The following is a 20897-nucleotide window of genomic DNA, read 5'->3' as shown; positions in this document are numbered from 1 at the left end:
CGGGCAGTGATCATCGCCATCGGCTCTGACCTGTGCAACATCGAGCGTATCCAAAACTCGCTCGACCGTTTCGGTGACCGCTTCATCAACCGCGTGTTCACCGATGTGGAAAAGGCCAAGGCCGCGCGCCGCCCCTATACGATGGCCGGAACGCTGGCGAAGCGCTTTGCCGCCAAGGAGGCTTTTTCCAAGGCCGTCGGAACCGGGTTCAAGGCAGGCGTGTTCATGAAGGACATCGGCGTGGTCAACGCCCCGTCTGGCGCGCCAACGTTGGCGCTGACCGGTGGGGCCGCTGCCCGGCTTGCCGCAATCACACCCCAAGGTTACGAAGCTGTTGTCCATCTGACCTTGACCGACGATCATCCTTGGGCGCAGGCCTTTGTCGTGATCGAAGCTCGCCCCGTTCTCGGCCCCCTTTCCTGAAACGCCCGCTGCTTGACCGACCAGATTTTCCACGATCCGGCCACTGAACAGGTGCCGATAGAGCCGCTTTCCCCGCCCCCGCCGCCGCCCGAAAGCGGTGTCGACTGGTGGGCCGAAATTCGCGGCCTCGCTTTGATGCTTGCGGCAGTGGTCGTGTTCCACAGCTTCATAGCCAAGCCGTTCTATATTCCATCGATCTCGATGATGCCCAATTTGCTGGTGGGCGATCGGCTGATCGTCTCGAAGTATCCCTATGGCTGGTCGTGGGTTTCGGCCTCGTTCCATGTGCTGCCCCGCGGAACCACGCGCGCATTGCCCAAAACGCCGGAATATGGCGATATCGTGATCGCCGTGCCGCCTGATCGCGACGAGGATTATATCAAGCGCGTGGTCGCCCTGCCCGGTGATCGGATCGCTGTGATTCATGGCCAGATCATCCTGAACGGCAAACTGGTGCCGCAACAGGCCGAACCGCCGGTGCAGATTCCGGTCGATCCGCAGCTCTCGTGCGATGGCGCCCCGTGTTACGACATGTTCGAACGCTTCCGAACCCGTCTTACGAACGGGCGTGAAGTCTATGAATTACCTGCTTTTCGGGAAACGCTTCCTAAAGGGGCCAGCTATGTGGTGATCGATCACATGGACCAGATGCTCGACAACTATCCCGCAACGCTGGTCCCCCCCGGCCATGTGTTCCTGATGGGCGATAACCGCGATCATTCGGCTGACAGCCGCGCGCCTGTTGAAGAGCGCGGTCTTGGCGGCCCGGTGCCGCTGGCCAATGTTGGCGGGCGGGCAGAGTTCGTTACCTTCTCGCTCGATGGCAGCGAGGCGCTCAATCCCCTGACATGGTGGTCGTCCTTGCGCGATGGCCGCGCGTGGACCAGACTGCGTCCAGAGATACGCCGGCAGTCCGGATCTGCCCCGGCAAATTCGAACGAGGCACAAGCGAAACGTTGATCAGTTCATGAACCAGCCGCCGCCTCCCGCCCCGTCAGGCCAATCAACGCGCCCCGGCCCGGCTGACATCCGCGACAGTTTGGTGCGGCAGGAGGCAAAGAGGGCAGCGGTGTGGCTGGGCGTGGCTTCGCTTTTCGCGCTTGTCGTGCTGCTTGCTCAACCGATCATGGTGATTCTTGGCGGCATCGTGTTTGCCGCGATGATCGATGGCGGGCAGCGGCTGATCGCAAAGGTAGCGCCATGGTTGCCACGGGGCCTGCGGATCACGGTCATCCTGCTAAGCGCATTTGCATTTCTTGTCTGGCTCGTGATCTTTGCCGGTGGTGAAATTGCCGCTCAGGCCGCGCAATTGCCCAATGTGATAGAAACCCAGCTCAGCCGCTTGACGGCATGGGCGCAAAATCACGGAATCACTACGCAGGACTTCAACCTGCAACAGATCGCCAGCCAGGTGCTGGGCAGCATCGGGCAAGTGACCCGAGCCCTTGGCGGCATATTTGGCGGCTTTACCACCGGCTTCCTGATCTTCATTCTGGCAATCTACTTTGTACTGGAACCGCACCTTTACCGGCGCGGCCTTGGCTGGATGCTTCCGGGAGAAAGCCGCGAGCATTGGGAAGGCACTGCCCTTCGCATGGGCAAGGCGCTGCGCATGCTGCTATTCGGTCGGCTGCTTGGCATGGCGGTGGAGGGCATTGCCACATGGGCCTTGCTGGCGTGGTGGGGCGTGCCGATGGCCGCGCTTCTTGGCCTGCTTACGGGATTGCTCGCCTTCCTGCCCAATATCGGCGCGCCGATCTCTGGCGTTCTGATGGTCCTTGTCGGGTTTTCAGTCAGCAACGAGACCGGGCTGTTCTGCCTCGCGGTCTATTTTGTAGTGCAAACCGTGGACGGCAACATCATAGTGCCGATGGTGGCCAAACGGACGGTTGACCTCGCCCCGGCGCTGGTGTTGGGCGCACAGCTGATGTTCGGGTTGCTGTTCGGCATTCTCGGGCTGATGCTGGCTGATCCGATCGTTGCAATGATCAAGATCGCGCTGGAACGTCAGGCCGAACGGAACGATGCCCGCAACGCCGAACGACCAGAACCAGCCACCTGACCACCAACCGCAGAGACCCACGATGGCCCGCAAGTTTCTCTACATGATTGCTGTCCTTGCCGTTCTGGTAATCGCGGCCCTGTTTATCCTGCGCATCTGGTCTACCGAGCTGACCCGCTTCGCCTTCGTCCCGCGCGCCGATTATGCAAAGCTCGACCCTCTCCCTTCAGGCGCTTACGCCGGGAACAAGATGTGGTTCTCGCGGCCTGACATCGGCAAGGATGATCCGTCGCAGTGGCTGCCTGCCGGGATCAAGAAAAATCAGGGTCCAGCTGCGGTGTTCTTCATCCACCCGACCAGCTATCTGGCGCGTGAGGCGTGGAACGGGCCGTTGGACGATATGGATACCAACCGCCGCTCGGCGTATTACCTCCAAGGAATGGCTTCGGCCTTCAACGGGCAGGCGCAAGTCTGGGCACCACGGTATCGGCAGGCGGCATTCGGCGCGTTCCTCACCGATAAGCCTGAGGGGCAGATGGCCCTGGATGCGGCCTATCTCGATGTCCGCCAAGCCTTTGACACCTTCGTTGCCAGCGTGCCTGCCGATGCGCCGATCGTGCTGGCTGGCCACAGCCAAGGCGCACTGCATTTGATCCACCTGCTGAAAGACCGCGTTGCCGGAACGCCACTGGCCGCGCGCGTGGTTGCCGCCTATCCGGTGGGCTGGCCGATTTCGGTGGAGCACGATCTGCCCGCCATGGGCCTCAAAGCCTGCACCGCCGCCGATCAGACAGGCTGCATCATGACATGGGCCAGCTTTGCCGAACCGGCAGAGCCCGGTCTCGTGCTCGAAGCCTATCGCACCCGCCCCGGCCTTGATGGCAAGCCCAAGGATGCGCGCCCGGTCCTGTGCACCAACCCGCTCAATGGCGGGGCCAGCGCATCGGCGCCTGCCAGCGCTAACCTCGGCACGCTCAAGCCCTCGGAAGACCTCAAGAGTGGTGAACTGATCGTCGGCGCAGTCCCCGCCCGCTGCGATCCGGCCACCGGCATTCTGCTGATCGGCGATCCGCCCGAAATCGGTGCCTATGTGTTGCCGGGCAACAACTACCACATCTATGACATCCCGCTGTTCTGGTCGAACTTGCGCGCCGATGTGGGCCGCCGCGTTGCCGCTTGGCAGGCCGCGAAAAAGCCTGTCCAGAAGCCTACGATGTGATCACGCAATCTGCGCTGCTGATGCGCGATGCCCTGCCCGAAGGCGGCGCGCTGATGGGCCTTGATACCGGCACCAAGACCATCGGCATCGCCCTGTGCGACAGCGACTGGCGCTTTGCCACCGCAGGCAAAACACTACAGCGCAGCAAGTTCACTGCCGACAAGGCCAAGCTTGCAGCATTGGTCACAGAGCGCAGCGTCAAAGGCCTCGTCATCGGCCTGCCGCTCAACATGGACGGGTCCGAAAGCCCCCGCTCGCAAGGTGCGCGCGCCATCGCCCGCAATCTGGAGGACCTTGGCCTGCCGATCCTGCTGTGGGACGAACGCTGGACCACGCAGGCCGCCGAACGCGCGATGATCGAGCAGGATTTCAGCCGCGCCAAACGCGCCACCCGCATCGATTCGCACGCCGCCGCGCTGATTCTGCAGGGCGCGATCGATGCGCTGGCCGGCAGCGCGTTCTGAGCCCTGCGCGTTTTAACCGCGCACTTAAGCCGCTTGTCAACGTCGCCCGGCTGCGGCAGGAATATCTCATGAACATCAACCCCGAAAATACGGGCGGACGCCCGGCCATCCCGCCAGACATGGCCTTCGAACCTTCGCGCATGGGCAAATTCATGATGAAGCACGGCCACACCGGCTTCGTCGGCATGGAATACCGCACGCATGGCAGCAACTGGATCGAACTTGGCCTACCCTGGCGTGAGGATCTGGTGGGTGACCCTGAAACTGGCGTGCTGGCCTCCGGCCCGATCATCAGCCTGCTCGACAATGCCACCTCGATGTCGGTCTGGGCCCTGCGCGGTGGCTTCCGTCCGCAAGTGACGCTCGATCTGCGCATCGATTATGTGCGCGCCGCAACGCCTGGCAAAACGATCATCGCCTGGGCCGAATGCTATCAGCTTAAAACGTCGATGGCCTTCGTGCGCGGCATTGCCCATGATGGCGACATCGCCGATCCGGTCGCCCACGCGGCGGGCATCTTCATTCAGGTCGACGCCGATGGCTGGTCAAGGGAACCGGGGGCCAAGGCATGAGTGACCTTGTCAACCGCCTGCCGCCCTATGCCCGCGCCATGGGCATGCGCATCGAAGGCCTGCTCGATGGCGCACCGCTCCTCGCCATGGACTTTTCCGACCGCGCGATGGGCCGCCCCGGCTATCTCCACGGCGGCGCGATTGCAGGGCTGCTGGAAATCGCCGCAATCATGGCGCTCCACGCCGAACTGGGCGAAGAAGATGCAAAGGTACGCTTCAAACCCGTCAACATCTCGGTCGAGTATCTGCGCGGCGGCATCACGGTGGAAACCTTCGCCCGCGGCGAAGTGATCCGCGCCGGCCGCCGCATCGCCAACGTCCGCGCCGAGGCTTGGCAAGCTGACCGCACCAAACCACTGGCCAGCTGCTGGATGAACTTCCTTATCAAACCGAAGGTTTGAAAAGCCCGCTTATTGCTCCCATCCCGCCCTTTGTTCCGTTCGTGTCGAGCGTAGTCGAGACACTACGAGCGCCCCGCTTGGTGTCTCGACTACGCTCGACATGAACGGGCTTATTCAAACGGGCTCAATCCTCCACCACCTTCATCAACCGCCGCTCCAGCGGTGATAGCACGCCCGCCAGATCGTGCCCGCGCTTGAGCACCTGCCCTGCCTCGCCAAACAGCGCCCACATGCCCTGCTTGCCGCGCAGCGCGGGCCGCTTCTCGATCCGCGCCGAAGGCCGCTCTGCCGTGCGTTTGAACGCGGCGAACACGGCGGCATCCTTGCCAAAATCCATCGCATAATCGCGCCAGAACCCAGCGGCGACCATGCGGCCATAGATATCCAGGATTTTCAGCAGTTCGAGCCGCTCAAACCCCACTTGCTGGGCCGCGCGCACGTTGGGAAAGGGCAACACACTGCCGGGTGTCCCCGCATCAGGGCCGGTCCCGCTCAGCGGCGAGTCCTCCGGCCAACGCTGGTCGGTGTCGGTGCAGGCGTCTCGCCATCACCCTGCGCTGCAATCAGCGCGGCAACTTGTGCCTTGAGCACGGCCACTTCGGCCTCCAGATCATCCACCCGGCTCCCGCCATTGGGCTCGCACGGCTCCTTGCAGGGTGTGCCATAAGGGATGAATTCCTTCAGCCACGTTTCAGCCGGAACCAGCGTAGACCGCGCCTTAAGCCCAACCATCGTCGCGCCCTCGGGCACATCGTCGGTCACCACCGCATTGGCTCCCACGCGGGCGCGCGGCCCCACGGTGATCGGCCCCAGAATCTGCGCGCCCGATCCGATGATCGCATTATCGCTCAGTGTCGGGTGACGCTTGCCGGGCACGCCATTCGCAGGATTGGTGCCGCCCAGCGTAACGCACTGATAGATCGTCACATTGTCGCCAATCTCAGCCGTTTCGCCGATCACGGTAAAGCCATGATCAATAAACAGATGCTTCCCGATCTTGGCACCGGGGTGAATGTCGATGGCCGTGAAAAAGCGCGAAAGGTGGTTCACCGTACGCGCCAGAAAATACAGGCGCGCTTCAAACAGCCAGTGCGCCACGCGGTGGAACCCCACCGCCCACAGCCCGGGATAGAGCAGGATTTCCCAGCGGGATCGCGGCGCTGGATCGCGCGCCCGGATCGAATCCATATAGGCTATCAGGCCGTTGAACATGCCCCTGATTCTCTCTCTAAACCTGCGCTAAAGCAAGCGCGGCTGAAACTCCCCGCTACGCTCAGCCAAAGCATCGCGCACGAGGGATATGGTGACGGGTGCTTTACGCTCAAGAGACAACCGGTCAAGAGTTTCAATCAGCAACTCGATTTCCGCATGGGACCGTTCCAGCCGGGGCAGCAAATAGCCAAGCACCTGTTCTCCCAGCACAAGTCCACGCCGGGCAGAAAGTTCCGCCACCAGCCCCGCCATCAACTCATCATCGGGCGCTGCAATCTCAATCAAAAGCGCCGCTCCCAGGCGCGATGCCAGATCGGGCAAGGCGATGTTCCAAGACCCCGGCGCGCGGTTCACTACCAGAAGCAGCGGGCGGCCATCTGCTTGCGCGCGGTTCCAGCGATGGAACACCTCATCCTCGGGCAAGCCATCGGCCCCGTCGATCACCACGCCCGCCCCGCTTTCGGCAAACCAGCGGGCCAGCAGGCTTTTGCCCGAACGCGGCGGCCCGGCCAAAATCGCGGTGCGAAAGGGCCAGCGCTCAGCGCTGCGCAATGCCTCAACCACGGGCACAAGGCTTGGTCCCATCACCACGGTTTCGGCACCGCGCGCCGTCACCAGCGGAAGGGCAATCTGCGTCGACATCAGCTGCTTATACGCTCGATTCGCCGAAAAAGTTACTTGCGGATCGAAAGCGCGCCTGCGCCCACGGTCACCCGCCACCCTTGCGCGCGCAGCGCCGCTGCCAAAGCATCGAGTTCGCCTGCATAGGTCACGCGCATCACCGATGTGCCGCCGATGGCAATCGATGTGGTGCTGGCGCTCTTTACGCCTGCAGCACCCCGCACCGCGGCCATGCCTGCATCCACGCCCGCGGCATCTTCGGTGGCAAACTGGATGGTGAACGTATTGATCGCCGCGGCCGGTGCTGCTGTGACCGCACCGGCTTCATCATCAACCGATTCGGCCTCCATGGTAACCGGCGCAGGTCCCAACTTCTGCATGGTCTGGTCAATCAATGCCTGATCGATCTGCGTCACCATGTTCAGCGTGGGATCTGGCTTGAGCACGCCATTGGCCAGCGCTTGTGAGAAAATCCGGTCTATCTGGCCGATCGCCTGCTCCAGCATCTTGGGCACCTCAGCTTCGGTCTTTGCGTTAAGCGTGAAGCTGCCAAGAAACCGGTTGTCCGGGCCATAACGCGCGGTGAACGTGCCTTTCACCGGCCCGCCGGGATATTCCCGCTCCAGCCGCGCAATCGGCATGATCACATCCGATGCGCCGAATTCGTCAAGGATAACTCGCCACCAGTTGCGGCTGCGCCGGTCAAGCTGGCCTGCGGTCAGCAGTAGCGAATCCGCCCCCGCCCCAATCGGCCGCACATAATCAATGGCGCTGTTGCCCGTGCGATATTCGGCCCAGGCCTTTTGCCAAGCATTGCGCGTCTCGAACACAGTCGCCACGCCACCTTGATGCAGCACCGGGATCACCAGCAGCGGCGCTGATCGCGCCCTCGCCCCGGTCATCCCCAACCGCTCTGCTGTCCGCGCACGGTCAAAGATCACGCCAAGCGTGGCAATATACCGGCGCGGGCCGATCTGTTCGCGCTCCACCACCACGGCCGAAACCAGCGATTCGATGGTATTGTCGTCCAGCCCCGGCGCGGCCCCGCCGCTGCCGTTCGATTCCCACAGCTTCACCCAAGCCTTGCGCTGCGCCTCACGCCAGCCATTGATCCGCGCGTCCTCGGCATTGTCGCCGCTGACATTCACTTCAATCCCGCGAATCTCGAAATCGCCATTGCTGGCAATCGGCGGAATCCCGCGATCACCCTCAATCTGTGCCACAAGCGCGGCCCCGCCCGCTGCCAGCAGCAGGGCAAGACCAAGGGCTAAACCCTTGCGCTTCTTGGTATTGTCGTGGGGCAGGCGCAGGGCGACCAATGGAACTCCGAACATATGTTGGGCCGCAGCGCTGGCCAGAAATGTGCCCGGAATGCGAATTCCGGTGGTTGCGGCGGTGCTTTTGCCCAATGGCAAGTGGAAATCCAAGCAAGAAAGCGCTAGGCGCGCGCCCTATGAGCGAACAGGATCAAAAGCCGCCCCAAAAGCCGCTGGGCTACAGCTACGCCCAAGCCGGCGTGAACATCGCCGCGGGCAACGCGCTGGTAAAGGCCATCGGCCCGCTGGCCAAGTCCACCGCCCGCCCCGGCGCGGATGCGGAACTGGGCGGATTCGGCGGCTTTTTCGATCTGAAGGCTGCCGGATACAAGGACCCGCTGCTGGTCGCAGGCAACGATGGCGTGGGCACGAAGGTAAAGCTCGCTATCGATCATGACCGGCATGACCGGATCGGCATCGATCTGGTTGCCATGTGCGTCAACGATCTGATCGTGCAGGGCGCAGAGCCGCTGTTCTTCCTCGATTATTTCGCCACGGGCCGTCTCGACAATGGCGTGGCAGAGCGTGTGGTTGCAGGCATCGCCGAGGGCTGCCGCGTTGCCGGCTGCGCGCTGATCGGCGGCGAAACCGCTGAAATGCCCGGCATGTACGCCGATGGCGATTATGACCTTGCGGGCTTCTGCGTCGGCGCGGTGGAGCGCGGCGAACAATTGACCGGTGATCGCGTGGCCGCAGGCAACGTGCTGCTCGGCCTCGCCTCCTCGGGCGTCCATTCCAACGGTTACTCGCTCGTCCGCCGCCTTGCCGCAGACAAAGGCTGGAAGCTGGATCGCCCCGCCCTGTTCGACAACGAACGCCTGCTGATCGATTGCCTGATCGAACCGACGCGGATTTACGTGAAGACGCTGCTGCCCTTCATCCGCTCGGGCCGCATCAATGCGCTGGCTCACATCACCGGCGGCGGGTTGCTCGAAAACGTGCCGCGCGTGCTGCCTGCGGGACTCCATGCGCGCATTGATGCCGATAGCTGGGAACAGAGCCGCCTGATGGCCTTCCTGCAGGCGCAGGGCCATATCGAACCGGCTGAAATGGCCCGCACCTTCAACTGCGGCATCGGCATGATCCTCGCGGTCGAACCAGAGCAAGCCGATTCGCTCACCGCCGATCTCACTGCAGCAGGCGAAACCGTCTACCGCGTGGGCGAGATCGTGGCGGGCGAAAAGGGCTGCACTGTTACGGGCAGCGTGGAAACATGGTCCGCGCGTGAGGCGTGGGAAGCTGTCCACCTTGGCTGAGCGGACGCCCGTCGCCGTCTTCATATCCGGCAGCGGCACCAACATGGCCGCGCTGCTCTACGCCTCGCGCGCTGATGACTGTCCTTACGAAATCGTTCTCGTTCTCTCCAATAACCCGGAAGCTTCGGGCCTTAAGCTAGCGCAGGCTGAAGGCATCGCGACCTTCGCCCTGCCCCACAAGGGTATCCCCCGCGCTGAACATGATGCGCTGATGGAGGCGCAAGTGCTGGAACACGGCGCGCGCTATATCGCGCTGGCAGGATACATGCGCATTCTCAGCCCCGAATTCGTAGGCCGTTGGGAAGGCAGGATGCTCAACATCCACCCGTCATTGCTCCCGAAGTACAAGGGCCTGCACACGCACGACCGCGCCATCGAAACAGGCGATTCGCACGGCGGCTGCACCGTCCACCTCGTCACTGCCGAACTCGATGATGGCCCGATCCTCGGCCAGACTCCGGTCGCCATTATCCCCGGCGATACCGGCGAAAGCCTCGCCGCGCGGGTCCTGTTCGCCGAACACCAGCTCTATTCCCGCACCCTGTCAGCCTACATCGCCCGCGAGGCCAGCGCGGACTGGCTGCTGGAGAAAGTCCGCGCCGTTGCCACCGCGCTTCCCGAAGTGGAGGAGCGCGAGAGCCACGGCTCTCCCGGTTGGCGCGTGGGCGGCAAATATTTCGCCTATTTCAACGATCAGCACCACGGCACGCCGCACATCGCCCTCCTGGTCAAAACCAGCGGGCAGGATGAACTGGCCGCGCTAATTGAGCAGGACGAGGACGTGTGGTTCCGCCCTGCCTATTATGGCGCAAGTGGTTGGGCAGGCATGATTCTCAACCGGTCAGACGTCGATTGGGATCACGCCGCAGACTGGCTCCGCCGCAGTTGGGCCACGGTCGCCCCGCGCCGCCTTGCCGCCATGTTGGACTTTTAACGCACCATGACGTTCACCACTATCCGCCGCATCTACGCACATGCCGGACTGCAATCGTTTGTAGAGGCCAGCGGCGGCCTGTTCGTCGTCGGCTTTCTGGTGACTCAAGGCCTTAGCCCCTCCTTCGCATTGGCCAGCTTCGCGCTCGTCCTGCTCTCGCGCTTCGCCCTGCGCGCGGCCGTTTTGCCGCTCGCCCATGCTTATGGTTTGCGCACGGTGCTGCTGCTGGGTGTGGCGATCCGCGCCGCATCGTACATAATGTTGCCGTTTGTCAGTGGCTTAGGCCCGATGCTGATGGCATACATTTTGGTCTCCGGGTTTGGCAGCGTGCTCTACTGGACCGGCTACCATGCCTATGTTTCCGCCGCTGGAGACAACGCTGTGATGGGGCGGCAGGTTTCGATCCAGCAGGCGGTGACCGCCACGGTCGGGATTGTGGCTCCGGTGGCCGGTGGATTCCTGTTGGGTTGGGCCGGAGCCACGGTTGGCTTTACGATTATCGCTTCAATACAATTGCTTGCAGGCCTACCCCTGCTGGGCGCGCCGAACCCTACGATCGACCCGGCATCGCGCGCAGACCCGGACATCGTCCGCTTTGGCCGCCGCATCTATTTTGCCGAAGGGCTGCAATCGGGCTGCAGCAATGTCGTCTTCAACCTCGCGCTGTTCGTAACCCTAGGGCAAAGCTTCGAAAACTTCGGTGGAGCGCTGGCGCTGGCAGGCCTTGGGGCCGCCGCTGGGAGCCTGCTGATCGGCCGGATGATCGATGGCGGTCGCACCACCCACTCGCTCGCGCTGGCCTATGGCCTCGGCGCAATCATCACTGGAATCAAGGCCTTGGCCTGGAGCACCCCCCTGCCCGCAGTGGTCGCCACGGCGCTCGGCGCGCTGGTCGCACCGATGCTCGCCACCGCCATGCTCTCGCCGCTCTATGCGATGGCGCAGCGATCACAATGTACGTTGCGGTTCAACATGGCGACCGAAGGCGGATGGGATTTGGGCTGTTCGGTGGCCGCGCTGGTCGCTGCCATCATCCTTGGAACAGGATTTGGATACACCCTGCCGATCCTTCTGGGGCTTGGCGCAATTGCGGCCATTTGGCGGGGCCTTATGCAGTGGTATCGGCAGTCTGCTACCGCTTAGGTGCATTTAGGTGCATCTAGGTGCACTTCAGGATTGGCACAAAAAAAGGCCGCCGGAGTGATCCGGCGGCCCTGATTTTCGGCACTCTGGCTTGCTCAGAAATCGTAGCCCAGCGTCACGCCATACGTGCGCGGTGGCAGCAGTGTGCCCCCGATGGCGCGGCTGGTCGATACCGAGAAGCTGCCAGCATAGACCAGTTCGTTGGTGATATTGCGGACCCACGCGTTTGCCGAGAAGCGGCTGTCTGGTGCCTTGTACATAATGTTCGCATCCCACTGGATGTAGCCATCCTGCGCCAGACGATCATCGTTGAACTCGGTGTGGAACTGCTTGCTCTTGTAGGCAAAGTTGGTGCCCAGACGCACGGTGCCGCCATTCGATACTCCGATATCATAGGTCGGCGCGACATTGATGCTCCACTTCGGCGACATGCGCGTGGCGTTGCCCGACAGGTCTTTGACCAGCAGGGCTTCGTTGGCGCCCGGCGCGAAGAGGCGCGGATCGAGCGGGTCAGATGCGGTGAAGTTGGTGAATTCCGAATGCAGGTAATTCACCGAAGCCGACAGCGTGAACGCATCGGTTGCGCGCCACAGCACATCAAGTTCCGCACCATAGGCCTCGGAAACGGCGGCGTTGGTCAGCGTGCTGGTGAAGAACGGCGGGGCCGGGATAGGACGGGTCAGCGAGAACTGGCCGTTCTTCAGACGCTGGAAGAACACGGCGAGGTTGGCGCTGAGGCCGCCTGCCGAATACTTCGCACCGACTTCAAACGCTTCGACCTTTTCAGGATCGACGAACGGCAGCGGCTGCGTGGGCGACAGGCGACGGGTGGAGCCGATTTCGGCCGTCCCGCTCTTGAAGCCGCGCGACCAGTTACCGTACATCATCAGATCATCGTTCGGGCGGAATTCGATGCCAAGTGACGGTGCGAAATCATCCCAGCTTTGCGTGTTGTTCCACTGCAGCGGATCGAGCACGAGGCGGTTTTGCGCAGGCACACCAAGGCCGGTGTTGTTGCGCAGACGGCGCTCTTCCCAGCTATAGCGGGCGCCAGCCTTGACCGTAAACTGTTCGGACAGATCATAGGCCACGTTGGCAAATGCGGCATAGGCCCGAATGTCCAACTGACCATCGAACTGGATGCGGAACGGATCGGTGTTGGTCAGCACGTCCAAGCCGATGTGGTTTTCGGCGCGGACGTTTTCGTTCAGATAGAACAGGCCGAAGACACCGTGGAACTTGTCGGTATCGACGTTGGCCTGGAATTCCTGGCTGAACTGGTGCTGGAACACCGGCTGCCAGTGGTTGGCGCTGCTGCGCAGGGCGTTGGTTTCAGCCAAGGCATAGCCGAGGTAGGTCGACATGTCGAAATCGTGAAAGAAGATCGCGTCAAAGCTACGATAGCTGGTCAGCGACTTCAGCGATACGGCGCTGCTCACATCAATCGTGGCGATGGCGGTCAACGCCCACTGTTCACGATCGTTGATCGGATCGAAGTTGGTGGCGATATTGCGCGGGTTCGTGGCGAACCGTGCCTGGCTGCCATCCTTGTTCTGACGCTCGCCGAGGGCGCTAAGACCATCGTTGGTGGCGATATTGTCGGTCAGCACGCCGGGGAATGACACTTCGCGGAACTTGATCGCCAGCGAACGATCATCTTCGCTGTGATATTCGCCGGTCAGCAGGATGTTCACCGTTTCGGTGGGCTGCAGATCAAGATGGGCACGGGCTGACCACTGGTTAAGGTTGTCGATTTCGTTGCCGGTGAATTCGTTGACGCCAAAGCCATCGCGCTTGATGCGCTGCACGGCCAGACGGCCCCGCACGCCTTCGGCAATCGGGCCACCGATGGCAGCATCGGTCTGGATCAGCAGGGCATCGCCACCGATGGTCTGGCGGATATAGCCATCAAGGCGGTCCGTGGGCTTGGCGGTGATCAGGTTTACCGCGCCGCCGGTGGCATTGCGGCCATAAAGCGTGCCCTGCGGGCCACGCAGCACTTCAACGCGTTCAAGATCGAACATCGAGCCGAGCTGTGCCTGAGCAAGGCTGACCACGACGCCATCGACATGCAGCGCGACTGAGGGATCGACGCCGGGAAGCGAGCTGGAAAGGCCGATGCCGCGGATGAACAGTTTGGCGAAGTTGAAGTCATTACCGAAGCTGATTGAGGGAACCAGCGCCTGCAGGCCTTCAAGAGTTACGGTATTGTTGGCTGCCAGCGCTTCGGCGCCGACGGCCGAAACCGAAAGCGAAACGTCAGATAGCGACTGGGCGCGCTTTTGCGCTGTAACGATGATTTCATCGCCGACCGAACCTTCTTCAGCCTGCGGCTGATCGGCATCCTGCGCGAGTGCGGGCTGGGCAATGGCGAAAGCGGCAGCAGCAACAAGGCTGGTGCGCGCGAGCAGACGCGCAGAAGCGCGGTTGATAAACATCAGGTATCCTCCCTGGAAAGCCGACATGGCTTCAAACGTCCGTATTTCGGAACTGTGTGCGCGTTACCATTTGTAAGCGGGGCCTACAATTATGGCTATCGGTCATAACAACCGATTGGCAAGAGAGCGTTGCCAAGACGCAACATTCCACCAAAGGACAGGTTTACGGTGGCTGTGCCTGACTGGCTCACATGCAAAAAGGGCCGGAGCATTGCTGCTCCGGCCCTTCGCAATCGGTCAGGCGACTAGATCAGCCGACGATTTCTTCCGGTTTGAAGAAGTACGCGATTTCGATCGCGGCGTTCTCGTCCGAATCCGAACCGTGGACAGTGTTGGCTTCGATCGATTCTGCCAGCTCCTTGCGGATCGTGCCGGGTTCGGCATTGGCAGGGTTGGTCGCGCCCATGATGTCGCGGTTGCGCTGCATCGCGTTTTCGCCTTCGAGCACCTGCACGACAACCGGGCCGGAGATCATGAATTCGACCAGATCGTTGAAGAACGGGCGTTCGCGGTGAACGGCGTAGAAGCCTTCGGCCTGTTCACGGCTCATGTGGATGCGCTTTGAAGCAACGACACGCAGGCCGGCTTCTTCCAGCATCTTGGTGACGGCGCCGGTCAGGTTGCGGCGCGTGGCATCGGGCTTGATGATCGAGAAAGTGCGGGTAACCGCCATGAGACTTGTCCTTATTGCATGTGCGAATTCGTTGGGCGCGCCCCTAACCCGGATTGCCGGGAACCGCAAGACAGGCGTGATTTGGCGAAAAGTGCATTGGGACAGTTGAAGCAATTTAATCGGTCGCTTAACGTCCGGTCAGAACAGACAGTTGGGAGATTCGGATGGCTGGCGTGCTTGCCGGGATGCTTGAAGGCAAAGTCGTTGCCGTGACCGGTGCGGGGCGCGGGATCGGGCGCGAGGTGGCCTTGCTCTGCGCGCGTGAGGGCGCGGCGGTGGTCGTCAACGATCCGGGCGTGGCGCAGGCGGGCGATGGCGGGGATGCTGGCCCGGCGGAGGCGACGGTGGCCGACATTATCGCGGCAGGCGGCAGAGCCTGGGCCAATCTGGCCAGTGTGGCCGATCCGGCAGGGGCCGCCACGATCATCGAGGATGCGGTGCAGCGTTTTGGCCGGATCGATGCGGTGGTGAACAACGCAGGGATTCTGCGCGACACGATCTGGCACAAGATGAGTTACGAGGACTGGACGAGCGTCATCGACGTGAACCTGACCGGTGCGTTCAACGTGTCGAAGGCGGCGACGCCATACTTCCGTGAGCAGGAATCAGGCAGTTTCATCCACTTCACATCAACCAGCGGGCTGATCGGCAATGTGGGGCAGGCCAATTATTCTGCCGCCAAGCTGGGGCTTGTGGCGCTATCGCATTCCATTGCGCTCGACATGGCGCGTTGGGGCGTGCGGTCAAACTGTGTCGCGCCATTTGCGTGGAGCCGGATGACCGCTTCGATCCCGGCGGAAACGCCCGCGCAAAAGGAGCGGGTGGAACGGCTGAAAGCGATGAGCGCCGACAAGATCGCGCCGCTGGTGGCATTTCTGGCATCGGATGCGGCGAAGGACGTGAACAACCAGATATTCTCCGTACGCAAGAACGAGATCGTGCTGTTTTCCAAGCCTCGCCCGGCGCGCTCAATGGTCAAGCTGGAGGGGTGGACGCCTGCCAGCATTGCCGAGGAATTGATGCCCGCGTTCAGGGCGAGCTTCGCGCCCGCCGATGAAGTGACGGCGCACGTTTTCCCTTATGATCCGGTCTGAGGAAGTTTCGATATGGCCACTGTAAACCCCGGCATGACAAACCCCGGCATGGACCCGGAAATCTTCGACCAGTTCATCGGCCAGTTGCGCCGTTATGTGCGCGAACGGCTGATTCCGGCCGAGGATGACGTGATCGCCAATGATCGCATTCCCGACGATATCCTGAGCGAAATGCGCGAGATGGGGCTGTTTGGCATCACCATTCCCGAAGAGTTCGGCGGGGCGGGCATGAATGTCAGCCAGTATATCGAAACGGTCAAGCAGATGAGCTATGCCGCGCCTGCCTATCGCTCCACCATGTCGATCAACATCGGCATGACCGGCAGCGCAATCAAGAATTTCGGCACGGCAGAGCAGAAAGCCGAATGGCTGCCGCGCATCGCCAGTGGCGAGATTGCCTGCTTTGGCCTGACCGAGCCGGGATCAGGATCGGACAGCGCGGCGATGCAGACGATGGCTGTGCGGGACGGCAATGGGTATCGGCTGACCGGCACCAAGCGGTACATCACCAACAGCCCCAGCGCCAAGATCGGGCTGATCATGGCGCGCACATCGAAAGAGGCGCTGGCGAAGAACGCCCATGTATCGGCCTTCATCGTGGATATGACGACGCCGGGGATCACCATCGGCAAGCCCGACAAGAAGATGGGTCAGGCAGGCGCACACATTGCCGATGTGATCATGGAGGACGTGCATGTTCCGGGGTCCGCGCTGGTGGGTGGCGAGGAAGGGCGCGGTTTCCAGATTGCGATGCAGAGCCTTGATAACGGGCGGCTTTCGGTGGCGGGCATGGGCGTGGGCATGGGCCGCCGCGCGCTCGACACCGCGCTGCGCTATGCCACCGAGCGCAAGGCCTTTGGCGAGCCGATTGCCAATTTCCAGCTGATTCAGGCGATGCTGGCCGATAGCGAAGCCGAACTCTATGCGGCGGAATGCATGATCGCCGATGCATGCGCGCGGGCCGACCGGGGCGAGAATATTCAGCGCAAGGCGGCGGCGGCCAAGCTATTCTCGTCAGAGGCCTGCGGGCGCGTGGTGGACCGTTGCGTGCAGGTGTTTGGCGGGGCGGGTTATCTGGCCGAATATCCGGCGGAGCGGTTCTTCCGTGATGCGCGGATTTTGCGGATTTACGAAGGCACGAGCCAGATCATGCAGTTGCAGATCGCCAAGAGTTTGTTGCGTGAGTTCGCCAGCGAAGGGGCGGTTTGGTGAACTGCCGAGGGTGCTCCTCCACCATGCTGCGCATGGTCCCCCTCCCTCCCCGCCTTCGCGGGGACAGGCTGGGGAGGAATTAGGTGTACCAACTGCTGGGCGGCCTATCAATTGTCGAGGTGTCGTCGTTCGTCGCCTCGCCCAGCGCAGGTCTTTACTGCGCGCAGTTGGGGGCCGAGGTGATCCGCGTCGATGACCGCCGCGGGGGGCTGGATTACAAGCGTTATATGCTGACGCGCGAGGGGCGGTCGCTTTCGTGGGAGAACCTGAACCGCGCGAAGAAAAGCGTGGCGCTGGATCTGCAATCACCCGAGGGGCGGGAATTGGCGGTGGAGCTGGCGCGCAAGACCGGGCAGGTCATCACCAACCTGCCGACAGACAGCTTCATGGCGCATGACCGGATCGCGGCGGGGCGGGCTGATCTTGTCTCGGTGCGGATCATGGGCTGGCATGATGGGCGGCAGGCGATGGACTTTACCGTCAACGCCGCCACCGGCTATCCGCTGATGACCGGGCCGGAGGAGTGGGACACTGATGCCGCTCCGCCGGTAAACCAGATCCTGCCGGCGTGGGATTTCATCACCGGGGCATATTGCGCGTTCGCCTTGCTGGCGGGGCTGCGGCACCGCGATGTAACGGGCGAAGGCAGCGAATTGCGCGTGCCGCTGGGCGACGTGGCGATTGGCACGGCGTTCAACGCAGGGGCTGCGCCCGAAATGCTCTATCGCGGGGCGGACCGGGAGCGGATTGGCAATGCCATATGGGGCGCGTTCGGGCGCGATTTCCTGAGCCGCGATGGCCAGCGCTTCATGATTGCGGTGCTGACAGCCAAGCAATGGCGGGCGACGGTAGAGGCCTTCGGGCTGACCGAAGATGTGGTGGCGCTGGAGGCCGAACTTGGGGTGAGTCTGGCGGACAGCGACCACTGGCGCTTTGTGCATCGGCACCGCCTGTTTTCGATGTTTCAGGAGGTGGCTGAGCGGTTCGACTATGCCGACATGGCCGCGCGCCTGACGCAGGCGGGGGCAACGTTTGAGCGATATCGCACGATGTTTGAAATGGCGCGCGACCCGGAACTTGTGGGTAATAACCCGCTGTTCGGTCCCTCGCCCGCCAATCCCAGCGGTTTTGAATATCCCGCGCCGCGCAGCTTTGCGAATATTCCCGGCCGAGATGCTGGAGACCCGGCTGCTGCGCCGTATCTGGGAGAGCATAGTGAGGTAGTGCTGGCCGAGCGGCTGGGGATGGCTTCGGGCCAGATCGCGGCGCTGATCGACCGGGGCGTGGTGGGGACGAGCGATCAAAATTCACAATGATCCAATCCCCAACCCCGCTCAGCCTGAGCTTGTCGAAGGCCGCCAAGGAGGCTTGTTCATCATGGGGCTTCGACAGGCTCAGCCTGAGCGGGATTTAGGGGAAGAGAGGTGAGAGCATGACCCTTCGTAGAGCCGCCATCGTCGCCCCCATCCGCACTGCTGTCGGCAAGTTTGGCGGGGCGCTTTCTGCGCTGACTGCTGGCGAACTGGGTGCGGTAGTCCTCAGGGCGCTGATGGAGCGTACACGGATCGATCCAGCGCGGGTGGATGATGTGGTCTTTGCGCAAGGCTATGGCAGCGGGGAAGCGCCGTGCATTGCGCACTGGTCTTGGTTGCTGGCGGGGCTGCCTGAAGCGGTGCCGGGGTATCAGTTGGACCGACGCTGTGGGTCGGGGCTGCAGGCCATCGTCAATGCGGCGATGATGGTGCAGACGGGGGTTTCCGATGTGGTGGTGGCGGGCGGCGTGGAGTCCATGTCCAACGTGGAACATTACACCACCGATGTGCGCAAGGGCGTGCGGGCAGGGTCGCTGACGCTGCATGACCGGCTGACGCGCGGGCGGGTGATGAGCCAGCCGGTGGAGCGCTATGGCGTGATCAGCGGGATGATCGAGACGGCGGAGAATCTGGCGAAAGACTTCGGCATCAGCCGCGAGGCTTGCGATGCTTATGCCGCGCGCAGCCATCAACGTGCGGCGGCAGCTTGGGCTGGCGGGTTGTTTGATGATGAGCTTGTGCCTGTGCCGGTGCCGCAGAAGAAGGGCGATCCGGTGCTGTTCGCGCATGACGAGGGCTATCGCGCAGATGCTACGGCGGAATCGCTGGGCAAGCTGCGTGCGCTTGAAGGTGGCGTCGTTACTGCGGGGAATGCCAGCCAGCAGAACGATGCGGCAGCCGCCTGTCTGGTCGTGGCAGAGGACAAGCTGGACGAGCTGGGGTTGGAGCCGATTGCGTGGTTTCATTCGTGGGCAGCGGCGGGGTGTGATCCATCGCGCATGGGCTATGGCCCGGTGCCTGCGACCGAGCGGCTGTTTGCGCGCAATGGGCTTTCATGGGGCGATATCGATCTGATCGAGCTGAACGAGGCCTTTGCGCCGCAAGTGCTGGCCTGCCTGAAAGGCTGGGGCTGGTCGGATGATGATGGTCGTCATGCCATGCTCAACGTCAACGGATCGGGCATTTCGCTGGGGCACCCCATCGGGGCTACCGGCGGGCGTATTCTGGCCAACCTGACGCGCGAGTTGCAGCGGCGCGGCGGGCGCTATGGGCTGGAGACGATGTGCATTGGTGGCGGGCAAGGGATTGCCGCCGTGTTTGAGGCGGCGCGATGATCCTTTCCCCCTATGACAGCGAAGACCATGGCGAAATCCGCGAAGGCGTGCGCAAATTGTGCGCGCAGTTTCCGGGGGAATACTGGCGCAAGCTGGATCAGGATCGGGAATATCCGACGGCCTTCGTAAATGCGCTGACACAGGCGGGTTGGCTTTCGGTGCTGATCCCCGAGGAATACGGCGGGTCAGGCCTTGGCCTTGGCGCGGCGGCGGCGATCCTTGAGACGATTCAGGCCGAAGGCGGCAATGGCGGGGCCTGCCATGCGCAGATGTACATCATGGGCACGATCCTGCGCCATGGGTCTGAGGCGCAGAAGCGGGCCTATCTGCCGAAAATTGCGAGTGGTGAGTTGCGGTTGCAGGCCTTTGGCGTGACCGAGCCGACCAGCGGGACCGATACCACCAGCTTGCGCACTTTCGCCCGACGCGAGGGCGATGAATACGTGGTCAACGGTCAGAAGATCTGGACCAGCCGCGCTGAACATTCGGACCTGATGCTGCTGCTGGCACGGACAACGCCCAAGGAGGACGTGGCCAAGAAGACCGAGGGACTATCGGTGTTCATCGTCGACATGCGCGAGGTGGTGGGCAAATCGCTGACCATCCGCCCGATCCGCACGATGATGAACCATGCGACGACCGAAGTGTTCTTTGACAACATGCGCATCCCGGCGGCAAACCTTCTGGGCGAGGAAGGCAAGGGTTTCCGTTACATCCTGTCGGGCATGAACGCCGAGCGCGTGCTGATTGCGGCGGAATGCGTGGGCGATGCCAAATGGTTTACACAGCGGTCGGTCGATTATGCCAAGGAGCGGCAAGTCTTTGGCCGCGCCATCGGAACCAATCAGGGCGTCGCCTTCCCCATCGCCAAGGCCTATGCCCAGATGCGCGCGGCGGAACTGATGGTGCGCGAGGCGGCGCGTATGTACGAGGCTGGGCTGCCAATGGGGGCGGAGGCCAACATGGCCAAGATGCTGGCCGCCGACGCATCGTGGGAGGCGGGCAACGCCTGCGTTCAAACGCACGGCGGGTTCGGCTTTGCCGAGGAATACGATGTGGAACGCAAGCTACGCGAGACGCGGCTCTATCAGGTGGCGCCGATCAGCACGAATCTGATTCTGGCGCATCTGGCGGAACATGTGCTGGGGTTGCCGCGTAGCTACTGATCTTCGCGGAGGTATTGAGAGGGCGGCTTGCGCCATAGGAAGCGGGCGCCCGGGGCAAGCACACCTCATCCACACAAGCCCGGGGTGACGGGATACGGTGGGGG

21 protein-coding genes are annotated in these 20897 nt (G+C 62.4%); 15 read left to right on the top strand and 6 right to left on the bottom strand.

Annotated features, from left to right (window positions below; all coding sequences use genetic code 11):
* Positions 1-6 precede the first annotated feature (6 nt).
* From acpS to AC2A1F_RS01350, 7 genes are all read left to right on the top strand, one after another.
* The gene (gene acpS / locus AC2A1F_RS01380) at positions 7-423 is read left to right on the top strand and encodes a holo-ACP synthase (protein ID WP_484206990.1); all 417 of its coding nucleotides are present in this window, start codon (positions 7-9) and stop codon (positions 421-423) included.
* 12 nt (positions 424-435) lie between these two features.
* Positions 436-1383 carry a signal peptidase I gene (gene lepB, locus AC2A1F_RS01375; RefSeq protein ID WP_484206989.1) on the top strand — a complete coding sequence of 316 codons (948 nt, stop codon included), beginning with the start codon at positions 436-438 and terminating at the stop codon, positions 1381-1383.
* A 7-nt stretch (positions 1384-1390) separates the two neighbouring features.
* Positions 1391-2485 carry an AI-2E family transporter gene (locus AC2A1F_RS01370; RefSeq protein WP_484206988.1) on the top strand — a complete coding sequence of 365 codons (1095 nt, stop codon included), beginning with the start codon at positions 1391-1393 and terminating at the stop codon, positions 2483-2485.
* A 22-nt stretch (positions 2486-2507) separates the two neighbouring features.
* Complete coding sequence (locus AC2A1F_RS01365; protein WP_484206987.1) at positions 2508-3644, top strand: DUF3089 domain-containing protein; 1137 nt, start codon at positions 2508-2510, stop codon at positions 3642-3644.
* 20 nt (positions 3645-3664) lie between these two features.
* Positions 3665-4108 carry a Holliday junction resolvase RuvX gene (gene ruvX, locus AC2A1F_RS01360; protein WP_484208141.1) on the top strand — a complete coding sequence of 148 codons (444 nt, stop codon included), beginning with the start codon at positions 3665-3667 and terminating at the stop codon, positions 4106-4108.
* Positions 4109-4176: 68 nt separating this feature from the next.
* Positions 4177-4680 carry a PaaI family thioesterase gene (locus AC2A1F_RS01355; protein ID WP_484206986.1) on the top strand — a complete coding sequence of 168 codons (504 nt, stop codon included), beginning with the start codon at positions 4177-4179 and terminating at the stop codon, positions 4678-4680.
* The gene (locus AC2A1F_RS01350; protein ID WP_484206985.1) at positions 4677-5081 is read left to right on the top strand and encodes a PaaI family thioesterase; all 405 of its coding nucleotides are present in this window, start codon (positions 4677-4679) and stop codon (positions 5079-5081) included. Before AC2A1F_RS01355 ends, AC2A1F_RS01350 begins: the two co-directional genes overlap by 4 nt.
* Before the next feature lie 124 nt (positions 5082-5205).
* Here AC2A1F_RS01350 and AC2A1F_RS01345 read toward each other — a convergent pair whose 3' ends face one another.
* The 4 genes from AC2A1F_RS01345 to AC2A1F_RS01330 are packed head-to-tail and all read right to left on the bottom strand — an operon-like array spanning position 5206 to position 8323.
* Positions 5206-5538: a DUF2794 domain-containing protein gene (locus tag AC2A1F_RS01345; RefSeq protein WP_484206984.1), complete on the bottom strand. Its 333-nt coding sequence runs from the start codon at positions 5536-5538 to the stop codon at positions 5206-5208.
* A gap of 35 nt (positions 5539-5573) precedes the next feature.
* The gene (gene epsC, locus AC2A1F_RS01340) at positions 5574-6293 is read right to left on the bottom strand and encodes a serine O-acetyltransferase EpsC (RefSeq protein WP_484206983.1); all 720 of its coding nucleotides are present in this window, start codon (positions 6291-6293) and stop codon (positions 5574-5576) included.
* Between the two features lie 27 nt (positions 6294-6320).
* Entirely contained in the window at positions 6321-6935 is a 615-nt protein-coding gene (locus AC2A1F_RS01335; RefSeq protein WP_484206982.1) for an HdaA/DnaA family protein, read from the bottom strand.
* 32 nt (positions 6936-6967) lie between these two features.
* Positions 6968-8323: a heavy-metal-associated domain-containing protein gene (locus AC2A1F_RS01330; RefSeq protein ID WP_484206981.1), complete on the bottom strand. Its 1356-nt coding sequence runs from the start codon at positions 8321-8323 to the stop codon at positions 6968-6970.
* Positions 8324-8367: 44 nt separating this feature from the next.
* Here AC2A1F_RS01330 and purM point away from each other — a divergent pair, with 44 nt between their 5' ends.
* The 3 genes from purM to AC2A1F_RS01315 are packed head-to-tail and all read left to right on the top strand — an operon-like array spanning position 8368 to position 11563.
* The gene (gene purM / locus AC2A1F_RS01325) at positions 8368-9486 is read left to right on the top strand and encodes a phosphoribosylformylglycinamidine cyclo-ligase (protein ID WP_484206980.1); all 1119 of its coding nucleotides are present in this window, start codon (positions 8368-8370) and stop codon (positions 9484-9486) included.
* A complete protein-coding gene (purN, locus tag AC2A1F_RS01320) occupies positions 9479-10420 on the top strand; it encodes a phosphoribosylglycinamide formyltransferase (protein WP_484206979.1) in 942 nt (313 codons plus the stop codon). The genes purM and purN overlap by 8 nt, the downstream gene beginning before the upstream one ends.
* 6 nt (positions 10421-10426) lie before the next feature.
* Positions 10427-11563: an MFS transporter gene (locus AC2A1F_RS01315; protein WP_484206978.1), complete on the top strand. Its 1137-nt coding sequence runs from the start codon at positions 10427-10429 to the stop codon at positions 11561-11563.
* A gap of 95 nt (positions 11564-11658) precedes the next feature.
* Here AC2A1F_RS01315 and AC2A1F_RS01310 read toward each other — a convergent pair whose 3' ends face one another.
* Positions 11659-14001, bottom strand: a complete 2343-nt coding sequence (locus AC2A1F_RS01310) for a TonB-dependent receptor (RefSeq protein WP_484206977.1) — start codon at positions 13999-14001, stop codon at positions 11659-11661.
* Positions 14002-14251: 250 nt separating this feature from the next.
* On the bottom strand, positions 14252-14674 hold the full coding sequence (gene ndk, locus AC2A1F_RS01305) for a nucleoside-diphosphate kinase (protein WP_067908053.1): 423 nt from the start codon (positions 14672-14674) through the stop codon (positions 14252-14254).
* Positions 14675-14838: 164 nt separating this feature from the next.
* On the opposite strand from ndk, the gene AC2A1F_RS01300 reads away from it, so the two are divergent.
* The 5 genes from AC2A1F_RS01300 to AC2A1F_RS01280 all read left to right on the top strand — a co-directional run bounded on the left by AC2A1F_RS01300 (position 14839) and on the right by AC2A1F_RS01280 (position 20793).
* Positions 14839-15768 (top strand): SDR family NAD(P)-dependent oxidoreductase, encoded by a 930-nt coding sequence (locus AC2A1F_RS01300; RefSeq protein WP_484206976.1) that lies wholly within the window; start codon positions 14839-14841, stop codon positions 15766-15768.
* A gap of 33 nt (positions 15769-15801) precedes the next feature.
* The gene (locus AC2A1F_RS01295) at positions 15802-16980 is read left to right on the top strand and encodes an acyl-CoA dehydrogenase family protein (protein WP_484208140.1); all 1179 of its coding nucleotides are present in this window, start codon (positions 15802-15804) and stop codon (positions 16978-16980) included.
* 83 nt (positions 16981-17063) lie between these two features.
* Positions 17064-18296 (top strand): CoA transferase, encoded by a 1233-nt coding sequence (locus AC2A1F_RS01290; protein ID WP_484206975.1) that lies wholly within the window; start codon positions 17064-17066, stop codon positions 18294-18296.
* A gap of 116 nt (positions 18297-18412) precedes the next feature.
* Positions 18413-19627, top strand: a complete 1215-nt coding sequence (locus AC2A1F_RS01285; RefSeq protein WP_484206974.1) for an acetyl-CoA C-acetyltransferase — start codon at positions 18413-18415, stop codon at positions 19625-19627.
* Entirely contained in the window at positions 19624-20793 is a 1170-nt protein-coding gene (locus AC2A1F_RS01280; protein ID WP_484206973.1) for an acyl-CoA dehydrogenase family protein, read from the top strand. Before AC2A1F_RS01285 ends, AC2A1F_RS01280 begins: the two co-directional genes overlap by 4 nt.
* Positions 20794-20897 lie beyond the last annotated feature (104 nt).

This window comes from Novosphingobium sp. HNCC26BN242 (genome assembly GCF_057180525.1).
The sequence above is the reverse complement of the archived record's forward strand: the minus strand, read 5'-3'. Positions and strand labels throughout refer to the sequence as shown.